This is a genomic window from Streptomyces sp. NPDC021225 (genome assembly GCF_044332865.1).
Lineage (GTDB): Bacteria > Actinomycetota > Actinomycetes > Streptomycetales > Streptomycetaceae > Streptomyces.
Map to the genome: position 1 here is coordinate 97,014 of NZ_JBIRPV010000021.1, position 15,384 is coordinate 112,397.

At 71.1% G+C, this 15,384-nt stretch carries 18 protein-coding genes and 1 pseudogene; 11 read left to right on the forward strand and 8 right to left on the reverse strand.

Translation table 11 applies throughout. From position 1 onward, the window contains the following. Nucleotides 1-172 precede the first annotated feature (172 nt). From ACH4S9_RS45755 to ACH4S9_RS45770, 4 genes are all read left to right on the forward strand, one after another. Entirely contained in the window at nucleotides 173-2,848 is a 2,676-nt protein-coding gene (locus ACH4S9_RS45755; protein WP_311730191.1) for a PQQ-binding-like beta-propeller repeat protein, read from the forward strand. Between the two features lie 326 nt (nucleotides 2,849-3,174). Continuing rightward, nucleotides 3,175-3,786, forward strand: a complete 612-nt coding sequence (locus ACH4S9_RS45760; protein WP_311730192.1) for a hypothetical protein — start codon at nucleotides 3,175-3,177, stop codon at nucleotides 3,784-3,786. A 138-nt stretch (nucleotides 3,787-3,924) separates the two neighbouring features. Beyond that, nucleotides 3,925-4,479: a hypothetical protein gene (locus ACH4S9_RS45765; RefSeq protein ID WP_311730193.1), complete on the forward strand. Its 555-nt coding sequence runs from the start codon at nucleotides 3,925-3,927 to the stop codon at nucleotides 4,477-4,479. Between the two features lie 103 nt (nucleotides 4,480-4,582). Beyond that, nucleotides 4,583-5,134, forward strand: coding sequence for a hypothetical protein (locus ACH4S9_RS45770; RefSeq protein ID WP_385349491.1), 552 nt, complete (start codon nucleotides 4,583-4,585; stop codon nucleotides 5,132-5,134). A 6-nt stretch (nucleotides 5,135-5,140) separates the two neighbouring features. Here the strand turns inward: ACH4S9_RS45770 and ACH4S9_RS45775 are convergent, their stop codons facing one another. From ACH4S9_RS45775 to ACH4S9_RS45785, 3 genes are read right to left on the reverse strand one after another with little or no spacing between them, the layout of a single operon-like run. Next, nucleotides 5,141-5,911, reverse strand: coding sequence for an enoyl-CoA hydratase/isomerase family protein (locus tag ACH4S9_RS45775; RefSeq protein WP_398377510.1), 771 nt, complete (start codon nucleotides 5,909-5,911; stop codon nucleotides 5,141-5,143). Further along, the gene (locus ACH4S9_RS45780) at nucleotides 5,908-6,369 is read right to left on the reverse strand and encodes an OB-fold domain-containing protein (RefSeq protein WP_361193086.1); all 462 of its coding nucleotides are present in this window, start codon (nucleotides 6,367-6,369) and stop codon (nucleotides 5,908-5,910) included. The genes ACH4S9_RS45775 and ACH4S9_RS45780 overlap by 4 nt, the downstream gene beginning before the upstream one ends. An 8-nt stretch (nucleotides 6,370-6,377) precedes the next feature. After that, nucleotides 6,378-7,529, reverse strand: coding sequence for a lipid-transfer protein (locus ACH4S9_RS45785; RefSeq protein WP_398377511.1), 1,152 nt, complete (start codon nucleotides 7,527-7,529; stop codon nucleotides 6,378-6,380). 103 nt (nucleotides 7,530-7,632) lie between these two features. On the opposite strand from ACH4S9_RS45785, the gene ACH4S9_RS45790 reads away from it, so the two are divergent. Then, the gene (locus ACH4S9_RS45790; protein WP_398377513.1) at nucleotides 7,633-9,231 is read left to right on the forward strand and encodes a FadD3 family acyl-CoA ligase; all 1,599 of its coding nucleotides are present in this window, start codon (nucleotides 7,633-7,635) and stop codon (nucleotides 9,229-9,231) included. Nucleotides 9,232-9,244: 13 nt separating this feature from the next. Here ACH4S9_RS45790 and ACH4S9_RS45795 read toward each other — a convergent pair whose 3' ends face one another. After that, the gene (locus ACH4S9_RS45795; protein WP_311730199.1) at nucleotides 9,245-9,520 is read right to left on the reverse strand and encodes a DUF397 domain-containing protein; all 276 of its coding nucleotides are present in this window, start codon (nucleotides 9,518-9,520) and stop codon (nucleotides 9,245-9,247) included. Between the two features lie 2 nt (nucleotides 9,521-9,522). Beyond that, nucleotides 9,523-10,386 (reverse strand): helix-turn-helix domain-containing protein, encoded by an 864-nt coding sequence (locus ACH4S9_RS45800; protein WP_398377516.1) that lies wholly within the window; start codon nucleotides 10,384-10,386, stop codon nucleotides 9,523-9,525. A gap of 473 nt (nucleotides 10,387-10,859) precedes the next feature. Between ACH4S9_RS45800 and ACH4S9_RS45805 the strand changes: the two genes are divergently transcribed. The 5 genes from ACH4S9_RS45805 (at nucleotide 10,860) to ACH4S9_RS45825 (ending at nucleotide 12,283) form a co-directional block, all read left to right on the forward strand. Further along, nucleotides 10,860-11,045, forward strand: coding sequence for a hypothetical protein (locus ACH4S9_RS45805; RefSeq protein WP_311730201.1), 186 nt, complete (start codon nucleotides 10,860-10,862; stop codon nucleotides 11,043-11,045). After that, entirely contained in the window at nucleotides 11,042-11,176 is a 135-nt protein-coding gene (locus ACH4S9_RS45810) for a hypothetical protein (protein ID WP_311730202.1), read from the forward strand. The genes ACH4S9_RS45805 and ACH4S9_RS45810 overlap by 4 nt, the downstream gene beginning before the upstream one ends. Then, a complete protein-coding gene (locus ACH4S9_RS45815; protein WP_311730203.1) occupies nucleotides 11,173-11,343 on the forward strand; it encodes a hypothetical protein in 171 nt (56 codons plus the stop codon). The genes ACH4S9_RS45810 and ACH4S9_RS45815 overlap by 4 nt, the downstream gene beginning before the upstream one ends. Before the next feature lie 29 nt (nucleotides 11,344-11,372). Beyond that, complete coding sequence (locus tag ACH4S9_RS45820) at nucleotides 11,373-11,597, forward strand: hypothetical protein (RefSeq protein ID WP_385349473.1); 225 nt, start codon at nucleotides 11,373-11,375, stop codon at nucleotides 11,595-11,597. Nucleotides 11,598-11,746: 149 nt separating this feature from the next. Then, on the forward strand, nucleotides 11,747-12,283 hold the full coding sequence (locus tag ACH4S9_RS45825) for a hypothetical protein (RefSeq protein ID WP_311730205.1): 537 nt from the start codon (nucleotides 11,747-11,749) through the stop codon (nucleotides 12,281-12,283). A gap of 27 nt (nucleotides 12,284-12,310) precedes the next feature. Here the strand turns inward: ACH4S9_RS45825 and ACH4S9_RS45830 are convergent, their stop codons facing one another. From ACH4S9_RS45830 to ACH4S9_RS45840, 3 genes are all read right to left on the reverse strand, one after another. After that, complete coding sequence (locus tag ACH4S9_RS45830; protein WP_398377525.1) at nucleotides 12,311-13,153, reverse strand: alpha/beta fold hydrolase; 843 nt, start codon at nucleotides 13,151-13,153, stop codon at nucleotides 12,311-12,313. A gap of 91 nt (nucleotides 13,154-13,244) precedes the next feature. Then, on the reverse strand, nucleotides 13,245-14,432 hold the full coding sequence (locus ACH4S9_RS45835) for an MFS transporter (RefSeq protein WP_398377520.1): 1,188 nt from the start codon (nucleotides 14,430-14,432) through the stop codon (nucleotides 13,245-13,247). Between the two features lie 97 nt (nucleotides 14,433-14,529). Further along, a complete protein-coding gene (locus tag ACH4S9_RS45840) occupies nucleotides 14,530-14,940 on the reverse strand; it encodes a VOC family protein (RefSeq protein WP_398377522.1) in 411 nt (136 codons plus the stop codon). 260 nt (nucleotides 14,941-15,200) lie between these two features. On the opposite strand from ACH4S9_RS45840, the pseudogene ACH4S9_RS45845 reads away from it, so the two are divergent. Beyond that, a pseudogene (locus ACH4S9_RS45845) lies at nucleotides 15,201-15,384 on the forward strand (transposase); the annotation flags it as partial.

A 15,384-nucleotide genomic window follows, 5' to 3' on the forward strand; every position in this document is an offset into this window, starting at 1 on the left:
CAAGATGGGGGGGCGACCGGGTGCCGCTTGGTGACACGACGAAATCGCCCCCGGGTTCGCAACCGCCGCCTTCGCCAGAGAGAATGCAGGTTGCGTGCCGCCGGTTGGTTTGTCGGTGAGACGTTGCAGCGGGGCGGTATTTTTTGAAGCCCCACGGGGAGGTGGCAGGCAAGTGGTGGAGCAGCTGACGCAGCACGATCCGAGGCGAATCGGCCCGTTCGAGGTGCTCGGCCGGCTCGGCGCGGGCGGCATGGGGCTGGTCTATCTGGCCCGCTCGGCGTCCGGCCGGCGGGTCGCGATCAAGACGGTGCGCACCGAGCTCGCCGAGGACCAGCTGTTCCGTGTCCGCTTCACCCGTGAGGTGGAGGCGGCGCGCGCGGTCAGCGGCTTCTACACGGCGGCCGTGGTGGACGCCGATCCGCGTGCGGCGGTGCCGTGGCTGGCCACCGCGTATGTACCGGCTCCCTCCCTCGAGGAGATAGTCAATGAGTGCGGGCCGATGCCGGCCCAGGCGGTGCGCTGGCTGGCGGCCGGGGTCGCCGAGGCGCTTCAGTCCATCCATGGCGCGGGCCTGGTCCACCGGGATCTGAAGCCGTCGAATGTGCTGGTCGTCGAGGACGGCCCGCGAGTGATCGACTTCGGTATCGCGTCGGGCGTCTCGAACACCCGGCTGACGATGACCAACGTGGCGGTGGGCACCCCGGCCTATATGTCGCCCGAGCAGGCGCGGGACTCGCGCAGTGTGACGGGCGCGAGCGACATCTTCTCGCTCGGCTCGACGCTGACCTTCGCGGCGACCGGGCACGCCCCGTTCCACGGCGCGAACCCGGTCGAGACCGTGTTCATGCTGTTGCGGGAGGGCCCGGACCTGACCGGCCTGCCGGACGAGCTGCGGCCGCTCATCGAGTCCTGCATGCAGATGGACCCCGAGCGCAGGCCCACCCCGGCCGATTTGCAGTCGCAGCTGGCCCCCCATCTCTTCGCGTCCAACGCCGAGGACAGCGGTACGGCCTCGGCCTGGCTGCCGGGCGGCGCGGTGGCGCTGATCGAGCGCAAGCGCAACGGGCGGAACCAGATCGCGCGCGGCGCGCGGGGCTCGGACGGCCGCCACGGCGGCGACGGCGCGAGCGGTGGGGGCCCGGGTCGGTCGCCGCTGCCCCCCGAGCGCCCGCCGGCGCCCGGGCCGGGGCCGGGGCGCGGCCGGCACAGCGCGCCTGCCGGCGCCTCCGGCTGGGAGCCGGTGGCCACCGGCGACCCGCGCGGCGGCCTGCGCACCGACCCGTCGTCCCCGCCGGGCCCGCTGAGCGCCATCGGCCCCGGCCGGCACGCCGCGGCCGCGCCGCCCGCCTCCCAGGGACCTGCCGGAGCCGCCGGAGCCACGGGCCCCACCGGGCTTGCCGGACCTGCCGCGGCCGCCGGTCCGACGGGCCCCGGGGCGCCCGCCGGAGCCGACGGGTCGGTCCGGCTGCCCGGCGCCAAGGTGCCCATCGGCCCCGGCCCCCGGGTCACCGACGGGCGCGGCGTACCGCCGCAGCACGAGACGGGGCCCGCCACCGGCTGGGTGCGGCCGCCCAGCGGCCTGCCCGGCGGGGCGAACGGACCCGACGGCGGCCTCGCGACGGGCGCCGTACCGCCGCCCTCGTCGCCGTCCACCTCGGCCCCCTCTCCGGACGCCTCCGAGCCCCCGGGCGGGGGCGGCGCGCCCGGCCGCTGGCGCCCCTGGCGGTTCCGGATGTCCAACGACGTATGGGGCACCCCGGCGGTCGCGGGCAATCTGCTGTACGTGACGTCCTTCGAGGTGCACGCGCTGGACGTGGCCACGGGGCGGCGGCAGTTCAAGACGCGCGACGTGGCCTGGGCCATGGCCGTCTCGAACGGCCGGATCCACGCCTCGGACGGCCCCACGCTGTACGCGCTGGACGCGGAGGACGGCGCCGAGCGGTGGCGGCTGTCCACGGACGGCTGGGTCTACTGCCTCAAGGTCGACCGCGGCACGGTGGTGACCGGCACGCGCGGCGGCGGCGTCCAGGCCTGGGAGGCCGCGAACGGCGAGCTGCTGTGGGAGATGCAGGGCGCCCAGACCGACTTCGAGACCCCCGAGTCCGGGCCGGTCGTCCACGACGGCACGGTCTTCGTCTGGGCCGACGCGCGGCTGCGCGCCCTGGAGGCGCGCACGGGCGTGGAGCGCTGGTCGTACCCGGTCGGTGATGCGGCGTCCTGCGGCGGGGTCCCGGTCCGGCTGCTGCCGGCCCCCGACGGGGTCGTGTACGTGGCGGCGGGCACACGTGTGCTGGCGATCGACATCGCGCGCGGGGAGGTGCGGTGGCGCTTCGAGGCGCCCGCCGTCTTCCTGTGCGCCCCCGCGTACGCGCCGGGGCCCGCGGTGACGGGCGGCGGCGTGTACATCGCCGACTACCTCGGCACGGTCTACGCCCTGGACGCGGCCAACGGCCGCGACCGCTGGCGGATCGCGACCGAGGCGCGCCAGTCGATCGAGCCGGTGCTGGTGGCCGACGGGTCGGTGCATCTGGGCAGCGGCAGCGCGCTGTACACGCTGGACGCGGTCACGGGCACGCCGAAGTGGCGCTTCGCGGCCGGCGGCGAGGTCATCGGCTCCCCGGTGGTCGCGGACGGCCGGGTCCACTTCGGCTCGGCCGACCACTGCCTCTACACGGTGGACGCGGCGGGCGGTCAGCTGCGGTGGAAGCTCGCGACGGGCGGCGAGATCACCGGTTCCCCGGTGGCCGCGGGCGGCGTGGTGTACGCGTGCAGCAAGGACCGCTGCGTCTACGCGCTGGACGCGGTCAAGGGCACTGGCCAGTCGCGGACTTCGGGCCGTCAGGGCTAGGTCGTGTCCGCAAAGTCGCGTCGGATCAGCCCGCGGCGTCTGGTGCGTGCGATCGCAAGGCGGAGGGTCGCCCTCGTACTGGGCGTACTTGGGCGAGCCCGACAACGCAGCGCGGGGGCACCCCCAGCGGTAGCTGGGGGAGCGTGCCAGGCGTCGCGGGCCCGGCGGGACTTTGCGGACACGGCCTAGGCCCCGACCGGGGCGGGCCCGGCGGGAACCGGCGCGGGGGTTAGCGTCGTGTACCTGACAGTGCCTGCTACGGTGGCGGGCGCTGCCCGGACCCGATGGGGCCGGGAAGGCGGACGTGAATCGGGGGACGAACAGAGATGATGCGGCGAGGGCTGCGGCTGACGGCTGTGATCGCGGTGGTGCTGGTGTCGCTGACCGGATTCAAGAGCCGTGGGCACGGGCGGCACGGCTCGGGCGGCGGGGGCGGCTGCTCCAACTCCAGCTCGAGCCACTCCAGCTCGAACTCCGATTCCAGTTCGAGTTCCGGTTCCGGTTCGAGCTCCGGCGGCTACTCCGGCTCCGACGACTACGACTCCTCGTCCGGCTCCTCCGATTCTGGTTCTGGTTCTGGTTCCGGCGGCTACCGCTACCACGACCGCTATGACGACAACGACTCCTCGTCGAGCAGCGGTTCGTCGTCCGGCTCCGCCACCAAGCCGGGGGAGCTCGCGCCGCGCGTGGCCCTCGTCAAGTGCGCAGGCAAGGACAAGAACGGTGAGCCGGCGGCGATCGTGAAGGTGACCAACCAGACCGACCGGTCCCAGACGTACATCGTCACCATGGACTTCCGCGACAAGGACTCGAAGGTGACCTCGGGCAGCGCGCACGCGCGCTTCGCCGCTAAGCAGACGAAGACCGTGAAAGTTCCGCTGGATGATCCCGGGGTTGCGGGAACCGTGGTGACGTGTGAGGTCGTCTCCGTCGACTGAACGGGCCTGGTCGGCACCGTCTCTGAAGTGACTTTGGGGTAGGACGCCCCATTGCGTAGGGTGCCGTGCACTCGTCAACCGTCGAGGTTGGCCTGAATGTGTCTTTTTCAACGGGGGTAATTCATGCGTCGCCGTTCCATGCGTCTTGTCGCTGTCGCCGCGATCGGCCTGTTGGCCCTGACCGGCTGTGGAAAGAAGGGCCGGCACAGCGACGGCGGCGGGCTCGGGTCCGGCTTCGTCTCCGGGGGCGGTGGCGGCGGTGACACGCCGCTGTCCACCCCCAGCGGAGTCCCCACCGATCTGCCCACGGACCTGCCGTCGGGCCTCCCCTCGTACACCCCCTCCTACACCCCGTCGTACACCCCCTCGCCCTCGTACAGCTACTCCGCGCCGCCCACCTACAACTCGGACGGCACGAACGACGTCTCCGCCACCGGCTGCGACTACGACGAGACCACCCACTCGTTCCAGTACACCCTCACCATCCGGAACCCCGAGTCGCAGTCCATGCGCTACGGGATCAGCGTCAAGTGGACCGACCAGTCCACCGCCGGCCTGCTCGGCAGCGACTACGAGTCCGTCACCGTCATGGCCGGCAGCAGCCAGACGGTCAAGGCCACCTCCTACCGCTACCTCACCGAGCAGACGTCCTTCACCTGCAAGGTCGACTCGGTGCTCAAGTTCCCGTCCTGACGCCCGGGGCGGCTTCGGGGTGGCGAGCCCCGTTGCGTAGGGTGGCGTGCGCGCGTCAACGATCACGGTTGGCTCGAATGTGTCTTTGCTTCGGGGGTAATTCATGCGTCGCCGTTCCCTGCGTCTTGTCGCCGTCGCCGCGGTCGGTCTGCTGGCCCTGACCGGCTGCGGAAAGAAGGACAAGCACGGCGACGGCGGCGGGCTCGGGTCCGGCTTCGTCTCCGGGGGTGGTGGCGGCGGTGACACGCCGCTGTCCACCCCCAGCGGCGTCCCCACCGATCTGCCCACGGACCTGCCGTCCGGCCTGCCCTCGGGCGCCCCGTCGGACCCGACCCCGACGTACTCCGCGCCGGCGCCCTACGACCCCGAAGGGCTCGACGAGGTCGACGGCAGCAACTGCTTCTTCGATCCGTCGACCGGCCAGCTCACGTACGACGTCACCATCACCAACGCGGACCCGGCCCGCGGCTACACCTACAGCATCTGGGTGAGTTGGAACGAGTCGTCGTACGGTCTCCTCGGGTTCCGCTCCCAATCGACCACCGTGCTCGCGAACTCCACCAAGACGGTCACGATGCGGGACACCACCAGCTACACCCAGCGGAAGTCGATCACCTGCCAGATCACCCAGGCGAGCAAGACCCCGGCGTCCTGAGGGCCCTCACCGCACCCGGTACTCCCTGGCGCGGCCCGCGAAGAGCCCGGCCTGGCGCTCCGGCGGCAGATTCCCGAGCGCGATCAGCTGCGGGGCGTGCGCCAGGGCCTGGGCCAGCGCCGCCTCCTTGGCCGCCCACACCGCACGCACCGTCCCCTGCACGGCCGCCGTCGGATACGACGCGATGACCGCGGCGGCGCGCAGGGCGGCGGCGACGGGGTCGGCGCCGGCCGGGGTCACCTCGCTGACCAGGCCGATCTCATACGCCCGCCGGGCCGTGAGGCGTTCCGCGGTGCCCATCAGCGCCATCCGCGCGACCTCCCCCAGGGGCATGCGCTGCGCCATGTAGACCGCCTCGTAGGCGCTCACCATCCCGTAGCTGGTGTGCGGGTCGAAGAACGTGGCGTGTTCGGCGGCGACGATGAACTCGGCCTCGCCCAGCAGATAGAACGCCCCGCCGCAGGCCATGCCGCCCACCGCGGCGACGACCGGCTTCCACAGGTCGTTGGCCTTGGGCCCGATGGTCAGCAGCGGGTCGTCGACCGAGTACGGGGACGGGGGCTGGGCCACCCGCGCCGCGCGGTCGATGCCGGTGCAGAAGGCCCGGTCGCCCGCCCCGGTGAGCACCACGGCCCGCACCGACTCGTCCATCCGGAAGCCGCGCCAGACGGCCGCCAGTTCCGCGGCCGTCTCCAGGTCGATGGCGTTGTGCCGCTCGGGCCGGTCGAGGGTGACGACCGCGACGCCGCCGTCCTCGATCCGCGTACGCACCGTCATGGCCGCTCCAGCACCCAGCGCACCACCGCGATCCCGTCCGCCGGGCGGTGGAAGACGGCCCGCACGGCGGCGTTGATCCGGATCCGCGCCGGGTCGACCGAGTCGAGGGCGGCGTCGGCGTCGGCGACCAGATTGCCCACCAGCCGGATGCGCGGGGCGTCCACGAGCTCGACGAGGATCACGTTGTACGGGGCCTGCGCGGCATACGCGGGCAACAGCGGCGGGTGCGGCACGACATACGACCAGATCCGGCCACGGCCGCCGGTCCGTGTCCACTCGCTCTCGAAGGACTGGCAGTGCGGACAGCAGGGGCGGGGCGGGAAGCGCGGCTCGCCGCAGCCGGAGCAGGTCTGGACGCGCAGCTCGCCGCGCGCCGCGTAGGCGAAGAACGGCGCCCCGTCCTCGTCGGGCACGGGCGCGAGCAGCCCCTCGGGCTGCCGGGCACCGGACGGTGTCATCTCCTTGATCAACTCCTCAGCAGCAGGGCCGAGGTGGGTACCCCCTCGCCCGCCGTGACCAGGCAGGTCGCGGCGTTCGGCACCTGCGCGGTGCTGGTGCCGCGCAGCTGTCTGACCCCCTCGGTGATGAGGTTGAAGCCATGTACGTACGCCTCGCTGAGGCCGCCCCCGCCGGTGTTGAGCGGCAGCCGCCCGCCGATCTCCAGCGCGCCGCCCTCGGTGAAGGCGGCCCCCTCGCCGCGTCCGCAGAAGCCGTAGCCCTCGAGCGACAGCGGGATCAGGGGGGTGAAGGCGTCGTAGATCTGGGCCACGTCCACGTCCTCCGGCCCGAAGTCGGCCGACTTCCACAGCCGGCGGGCGGCGGTCCAGGCGGGCCCGGTGAGCGGGTCGTCGTTCCAGTAGTTGACCATCCCGTGGTGCTGGGCGGGCAGCCCCTGGGCCACGGAGTGGACGTACACGGGCGGGCGCCGGCAGTCGCGCGCCCGCTCCGCGGAGACGAGTACGCAGGCCAGCGCGCCGTCGGTTTCCAGGCAGTTGTCGAAGAGGCACAGCGGCTCGCTGATCCAGCGGGCCGTCATATACATCTCGCGGGTCAGCGGCCGCTCGTACATCATCGCGGCCGGGTTCTGGTTGGCCCGGTTGCGGCAGGCCAGCGCCACATTGAAGAAGTGGTCGCGGGTGGCGCCGTACTCGTGCATATAGCGGCGGGCCAGCAGTCCGATCTCGTCGGCGGGCCGCAGCAGCCCGTACGGCCGGGTCCACTGCGCGGGGGTGGGCAGCTGTACGCGGGTGTTGGTCCACGGGCGCGGGCCGCTGCCGCGCTTGCGGGAGCGCCAGGCCACCCCGACGCTCGCCTGGCCGGTGGCGATCGCGACGGCCAGATGGGCGACGGTCGCGCAGGAGCCGCCCCCGCCGTAGCCGACCTTGCTGAAGAAGGTCACGTCCCCGGCGCCGATGGCCTTGGCGACCTCGACCTCGTCGGTCTCCTCCATGGTGTACGAGGCGAAGGCGTCCACTTCGGACGGGGCCAGCCCCGCGTCGTCGAGCGCGGCGAGAATCGCCCGGCAGGCCAGGGTCTTCTCGGACTCGGGGAGGCGTTTGGCGAAGGGGGTCTGGCCGATACCGGCTATCGCTGTCGCGTCTTTCAAGGTCGCCCCCATCGCCACCTCCATGGCCGCGTTCACCGGTGCTGACAGCGGGGAAGGCTACCGCTAATCTGACGGCCAGTCAGCTACTCGTGGCGCGGATACGGGAGGCGACCCGATGCGCGAGACCATCCCGGCGCTGGTACGGGCGGCGGCGGAGCGTTACGGCGACACCGAGGCGGTCGTCGAGGGCCGCACCCGGATCTCGTACGCGGAGCTCGGCGAGCGCGTGGAGCGGGCCGCGGCGGCATGCCTCGCCTCGGGCGTCGAGACGGACGACCGGATCGCGATCTGGGCGCCCAACACCCTCGACTGGATCGTGGCGGCGCTCGGCGCGGTCACGGCGGGCGGGGTGCTCGTCCCCGTCAACACCCGCTTCAAGGGCGCGGAGGCGGCATACGTCCTGCGGCGCACCCGCGCCACCCACCTCTTCGTCACCGGTACTTTCCTCGGCACCTCGTATGTGGCCTCGCTGCGCCGCGCGGCGGGGGAGGGGTCGGGCCGGGGCCCGCTCCCCGGTCTGCCCTACCTCCGCGAAGTGATCGTCCTGGCCGACGACGCCCCCGCCGACTTCCACGCCTGGAAGGACTTCCTGGCGGCGGGCGAGCGCGTCTCCTCCGAGGCGGTACGCGCCCGAGCCGCCACCGTACGCCCCGGCGACCCCTCCGACATCACCTTCACCTCGGGCACCACCGGCAACCCCAAGGGCGTCGTGATCACCCACGCCCAGACCGTACGCGTCTACACCACGTGGAGCGAGGTCACCGGCCTCACGGAGGGCGACCGCTACCTCATCGTCAACCCGTTCTTCCACACCTTCGGCTACAAGGCGGGCATCATCGCCTGTCTGACGCGCGGCGCCACGATGGTCCCGCAGCCCGTCTTCAACGTGGACACCGCGCTCGCCAACATCGCGGCCGAGCGCATCAGCGTCCTCCCCGGCCCGCCCACCCTCCACCAGTCCCTGCTCGACCACCCGGCCCGCGCCGCGCACGACCTGTCCACCCTGCGCCTGGTCGTCACGGGCGCCGCCGTCGTCCCCCTGGAACTGGTCGAACGGCTCCGCTCCGAACTCCGCGTCGCCACCGTCCTGACCGCCTACGGACTCAGCGAGGCCTCCGGCACCGTCACCATGTGCCGCCGCGGCGACCCGCCCGAGGTGATCGCAGCCACCTCCGGCCGCGCCATCCCCGGCACCGAGGTCAAGGTCGTCCGCCCCGGCGGCGCGGAGCTCCCGCCGGGACAGCCGGGCGAGATCTGGGTCCGCGGCTACCACGTCACCCGCGGCTACTTCGAGGACCCGGTCGCCACGGCCCGGGCCATCACCCCGGACGGCTGGCTGCGCACGGGCGATGTCGGCGTCATGGGCGAGGACGGCAATCTGCGGATCACCGACCGCATCAAGGACATGTTCATCGTGGGCGGCTTCAACGCGTATCCGGCGGAGATCGAGCAACTCATCGCCCGCCACCCCGATGTCGCCGATGTCGCGGTCATCGGCATCCCGGACCCGCGGCTGGGGGAGGTGGCGAAGGCGTACGCGGTGCGGCGCGCGGGGGCGACGCTGACGGCGGACGACCTGATCGCCTGGTCGCGGCGGGAGATGGCCAACTACAAGGTGCCGCGGCAGGTGGAGTTCCTGACGGAGCTGCCGCGGAACGCGAGCGGCAAGGTCCTCAAGACTTTGCTGCGCTCGCGCGGCCGGCGGCTTGATTGATCGCCCCCTTGACCTACTCGGCCGGGTGGCCGATCCGACCCGCACGGACGCCGCTCACGAATGCGGTCCACGCGGCGGCGGGTATGAGGAGGGCGGGGCCGGTCTTGTCCTTGGAGTCGCGGACGCCGACGGCGGTGGTCAGGTCTGCGACCTCTACGCAGGTGCCGCCTTGCTGGCCGCTGTAGGACGATTTGGACCAGGTGAGGTTCGCGACCTCCAGGCAGGCGCCTGCCTCCTGCGTGCTGTAAGAGGACTTGAACCAGGCGTCTTCAGGTATGCGGACGTTCATGACTAACCCAACTCTCGTGCTAGTTCCGTGAGGAAACGGGGAGTTTCTGTGGGAGGTAGGGCGCCCTCGCGCATGGCGTCGAAGCGGCGGTTGTACTTCCACACCTCGCTTTTCTTGTCAGTGAAGCTCACGCTGCTGTATTCGAGTCCGACAACTGAGTCCACGCCACTGTCGAAGTCAAGGATGATGAAATTGTCGGTTGCCCGGTACGTGGCCAGCGACAGCGGCAGGACTTGGACGGTCACATTGTCCAGCTGGCAGAGTTCGGCGATGGTCTCGTACTGTTCCCGCATGATCTTTGGGTCGCCGACGACGCGGCGAAGTGCCGACTCATCGAGAATGACCCGGAGTTCTGCCGGGCTGTCTTCCCGCGTGATGATCTCTTTTCGCTCCATACGTACGCGGGTGTTGTGTTCCACGAACTCCGTCGTCGTCTCGTCAACAGGCTTGGCGGTCATGAACAGGGCCCGTGCGTAGCTTTCGGCCTGCAACAGCCCGAAGATGACGTGCGACTGCCAAGAACGCATCGCGCGAGCGTCCATCTCCAGTCCGACATACGTGTGCAAGCCCGACGGCATCACGCTGCGGTACGGCCTCCACCAGTCACTCGTGAGCGACTCGCGGTGGAGGGTCAGCAGAGATTCGCGGTCATCGACGTCGGTGACACCGTAGCGGTCGAGCAGCTTCTCCATGTCCGCTACACGCGGTAACCCGTTGAGTCCTGTCTCCACCCGGCTGAGCTTGGCGTCGGAAAACCCGAGCCCTTCGGCTGCCTCCAGGATGGTGAGACTGTTCTTCTCGCGCAGGCGGCGAAGCTCTTTGCCGAGTTCCCGGCGGCGGAATGTAGCACCTCGTCGTGCTGCCATCTCTGTATCCCTCCACGTGCCTGTGTGTGGCCTCGGCACGTTGCCGTACCGAGTCTGCCATCCCCTGTTCCCCTGGCGACAGCCCCTGTTGACGCGGAGGCCTGTGCCACTTTCACCATAGCGGCAGTTTCACTTGCAGATACCTATGTAGGTACAGAACAGTGGTTGAGGAACCGAGGGCCGGGTTGGGGCGGCGGCTGGAGTCAGCCGATCTCTGTGCCTGAAACACCCGTCTGCCCAGCAACTTTGCAGTGATGGGAGGCAGTTGCATGGCCACTGTCATTACCGAGCTGAAGCGCATGCGCGTTTCCGCCGTCGCCAATCCGAAAAACGTTCGAGAGCTAATTCGAGCAGGCGTACGCACCCTCGCGGAGTGGGCGCTGAAAGGGCACGTGAGCACGACCGGCCGGGGGCGGCACAGCGCGGAGTACCTTGCGGCTCACCCCGCCCGAACTCCCGTGCCGCCGCCTCCGATGCCCGTCGCCACGGAGTCCTCCGAGCCCTCCGCCCAGTCCTCCGTCCGCTACGAGGACCCGCCCACGCTCTTCCTCCCGCGCGTCCCCGCTGCTGAGCGCTTCCCGATTCTCTGGGACTTCGACCCTGTGGGGCTGTACGTCGTCCAGTACGAGCGTGAGCGGGCGTTGGGGGTGGCGAGGTGAGCGCGGAGACGCCTCCACCGGAGACGCAGGGGGGTTCCGGCCCGCGCCCCACTCCCAAGGAGTTGGAGCAGCGCGCGGAGGCTCTGGGCAAGGCGATCCGCAAACACCTGGAGCGGGGGACGCGGCGGTGACCGCTGGAACCCGATCCTGCGCGCAGTGCGAGGAGTACACCGCGTTGCGCGAGAAGGCCAAGGAGGACGGGGATTACGACAAGGCGACCACGTACGAGATCCTGCGCCGCCGTCACCCGTCCCACGAGATGCCGAGCCGTACGGCTCGTTGGGGGTTGCCCGCATGAGCCGGCCGACGCCGTACAGGGGCCCGAAGGTGGGCCAGGAAGCGTACGACGCTGCTACGGGGCGCGTCGGCGTCCTCCAGGCGGTCTGTCACGTTGACGATCTCATCTTCGACCACAGGATGCCGGGGCCCCATGTCGCCTTCCTGCGCCCGGCCGAAGGCGGGCGGGAGTGGATGACCGACGCCGGAAACGTCAAGTTCCTGGAACAGGCGAAGGAGTACCCCGACGTCTGCGACGAGTCACGGTGGGAGTGACGTCGACATATGGCCCCCGCGGCCGGGGGCCGCGACGCGTACCCGGCCCCTGCCCACGCTTTGAGCGGATTCGCCAGACCTCGATCTCATCGTTGGGTTACCGTACGGACACACCGCGCTACCCGCCGTGGTCATCCGAGGAGGATCCCTTGTCATCGCCCTGCGACCCCAAATACGCTCCCGCCGGCGACGTGGGCGCGGCGCTCATGATGATCGACTCTCGGCTCAAGAGCGTCTACGACGGCAAGAGCGACACGGAAGCCGAACAGCAGGCGCTGACGGACCAGTTCACCGAGTCCCTGGGACCCGGCGGAGCCGATGCCGTGCTGGACGGCACGTGCACGCTCATCTTCATGTTCATGAAGTGGCTGCGGATGGCCTACGAGGACCATGACAAGGACGTCATCGAGTACGTGGTGCCCAACCTCGTGGCCACGATGGGCATGATGCCCAGGAGCGTCCGCCCCGAGGCCATCCCCACCATGGCCGGCCTGCTCGTCGCCGCGGGCACCGGCCTGAGTCCCAGCCTGTGGCGGAAGCAGTACGGATACTGGACCGAGGACGAGATGACTCCCCTGGAAGCCACGGCATTCCTCCTCGCGGAGCACATCAACCGCCTCACCGACGACCGTGACTTCGCCACCCGCATGATCGCCGAAGCTCTGACCGAAGCGGACGAAGGCTGACCTGCCGCATCCGTCGCGAATCGGCGGTCACTTCTCGGAAGGGGCCAGGAACAGCTCCAGCAGCTGCTCGGCGAACTCCTTCGGGTGCTGCGTGACTCCCACATGCCCGCCCGGGAACTCCACGACCTCTCCGCCGAGCAGCTCCGCCAGCCGCCGGGCCGGCCCGTACAGCGGCTCCTGTTCGCGCGAGTCCCTGCCCGCCGCGAGCACCAGCCGGTCCCCGGCGCGGCGCAGGGCGGCGACGTCAGGGGCGGTCGAGCTGAACGGGCACAGCATGTGCTCCAGGAAGGCCGGGAGGTTGGCGTGCATACGCGGGGCCATCTCCTGGATCTCGGGCGGCAGTTCGGTCGCCCGCTCGGCCTGCCGCTCGCCCCCCAGTCCCTCGCTGAACCGTGCCATCGCGGGGCCGGCCCCGTCCCTGCGGAACGTCTCGCGGACCTCGGCGAAGAGGCGCCGGTGGGGCGCGGGGTCCGCCAGGACCTCCAACAGGGGCGGCTCGTGGGCGACCACGCGGCGCAGCCGCTCGGGGTGGCGGGCCAGCAGGTCGAGCGCGACGATCGCACCCGAGCTGGAGCCGAGCACGCGGGCCTCCTCGCCGGGTGAGAGCAGTTCGAGCAGCCGGTGGGCGTCGTCGCTCCATACGTCCACGCGCTGGTCGGTGAGCGGGCCGTCGAGGGTGCTGCGGGAGAGGCCGCGCGGGTCGTAGGAGACGACGGTGTAGTGGGCGGCGAGGTCGGCCGCGATCCCCGCGTACAGCCCGGCGTCGGCCGCGCCGCCGGGGATCAGCAGCAGGACGGGGCCGCTGCCGCGCGTCTCGTAGTGGAGGGTGGCGCCGGGCACCTTCAGGGTGCCGGTCGTGGATTTGGGCATGGGCATGGCTGCCCACCTCGCTTTCCTAGGGATCCTAGGTTTAACCTAGCATCCCTAGGTTTCGGAGGCGGTGGAATTGTTGGCCGGGTGCCTACCTGCCGCGCCGGGCCAGCAGCAGGGCGCACGCCACGGCGCCCAGCGCCACGGTGGCGAGCCCCGAGCCGCCGAGTGTCGCCCGCGGGCCCAGCGCCGCGACGAGCGGTCCGCCGAGCGCCGTGCCGAGCGGCGACGCGGTGAGCAGCGCCGCGCTGCGGGCCGCGAGCATCGCGGACAGGTGCCGCGGCGGTGACTTCGCCTGCATCAGCGTCACCGAGAGCGCTACGAACGGTCCGTATATCGCGCCGCCGAGCGTGAAGCACACGACGGTGACGGCCGTCGGCACGCCGAAGCCGAACGGCAGCAGCGCGAGCCCCCAGCCGATCATGACGCCCACCGTCACCGGCCACAGCGGCAGCCGCCGCAGCACTCCGGTCATGAGCCCGCCGACCACCGCACCGACGCCGAACAGCATCCAGTACAGGCCGAGCAGCGCGCCCGACGCATGCAGATCGTCGGTCACATGGAGCGGCAGGGCGACCTCGACCGGGCCGTACAGCAGGTTGAAGAACCAGGTGAGCGTCAGCAGCCCGAGCAGCTCGGGATGGGACCGCAGCAGCGCGAGCCCGCCGCGGGCGGCCGCCCGGTCGACGGCGGAGACCTGACCCGACTCCGGCAGCCGGGTGCGTACGACGAGCACGGCGAGGAACAGATAGGTGAGCGCGTCCAGCCCGAGCACCAGCGCGGAGCCGACGTAGGTCACCAGCACCCCGGCGATCGCGGGCCCGGCGATCGTGGCGGCGAAGTTGAGCGAGCTGACCAGGGTGTTCGCGGCAAGCCGCTGCTCGTCGGGCAGCAACTCGGCCAGCAGGGTGTATTTGCCCGCGCTGCCCCACGCGTGCAGCAGCGACGAGACCGCCAGCAGCGCGAGGTACAGCGGCGGCGTCAGCAGCCCCGCGAGCCAGGCGAGCGGTACGGCGCCGAGGAACACGGCACGCACCGCGTTGTCGGCGAGCAGCAGGCGTCTGGGCGGCACCCGGCGCAGCCGGCGCCCCAGCACCAGCACGCCGACCACGCCGGGTAACGTGTAGGCGGCCACCGCGCCGCCGACCCACAGCCCCGCGGTCGCCTCCGGCGCGAGCTCGATCGCCAGCCACGCCACCGCGACGAAGCTCATCCCGTCGCCGAGATACGAGACCGCGAAGCCGAGGATCAGCCGCCGGAAGACCCGGTTGGCGAGCACCGGCCGATAGGCGGCGGGGACCAGGCGCCGGAGCGCTGGGCGGACCTTATGAACGGGACGAACGGGTAACCGGGTCATGGTCGCGACCGCAGATGGCTCAGCGCAGCTCCTGGATGCGGACCATGTTGCCCGCGGGGTCGCGGAAGGCGCAGTCGCGGATGCCGTACGGCTGCTCGGTCGGCTCCTGGACCACCTCGGCGTCGCCGGCCTGGACGTTCTCGAAGGTCGCGTCGAGGTTTTTGGTGGCCAGAAGGATCCAGCCGTAGGTGCCCTTGGCCATCATCTCGGAGATGGTGCGGCGCTCGTCCTCGGTGATGCCGGGGTCGGCGGCCGGGGGCGCCAGGAGGATGGACGTATCGGGCTGGCCGGCGGGGCCGACGGTGATCCAGCGCATCTGGCCCTGCCCGACGTCGCTGCGGACCTCGAAGCCGAGGATGTCGCGGTAGAAGGCCACGGACGCGTCCGGGTCGACATGCGGAAGAACGCTGGTGTGAATGGTGATGTCCATGGGATCCACGCTAAGACTTATCCCGTATGTGTGTACGGGGGCGGCCGGTGTGCGGTCGTGTCGTTCCGGCGTGGGCCTTGGGCCGCTCGGTTGCGGGTCTGGTCTCATCCGGGGTTGCCACGGTGCACTTTCCGGCGTTTAGCCGAGCAGAGGCCGTCCGCTGCCGGGGAAGGGTGTTCCCTCGGGGTTCGGCTGCCGCGCGGGTCCGGCCCGGGGGCGCGGACTTCGGTGCGGTTGACTCGGTCAGGGCTAACCTCACCATGGAGCAGCTGGCCGCGCTGTTCGCCACCACGGACTCCACCGTGCACCGGGTCACCGCCGACCTCGCGCCGCACCTCGCCGCCCTGCCCGGCTCGCCGCCCACCGACCGGCGGGAGCTGTGGCTGGTGGACGGCACCCTGATTCCGGTGCACGACCAGCAGAAGACGAAGAAGTCGAAGAACT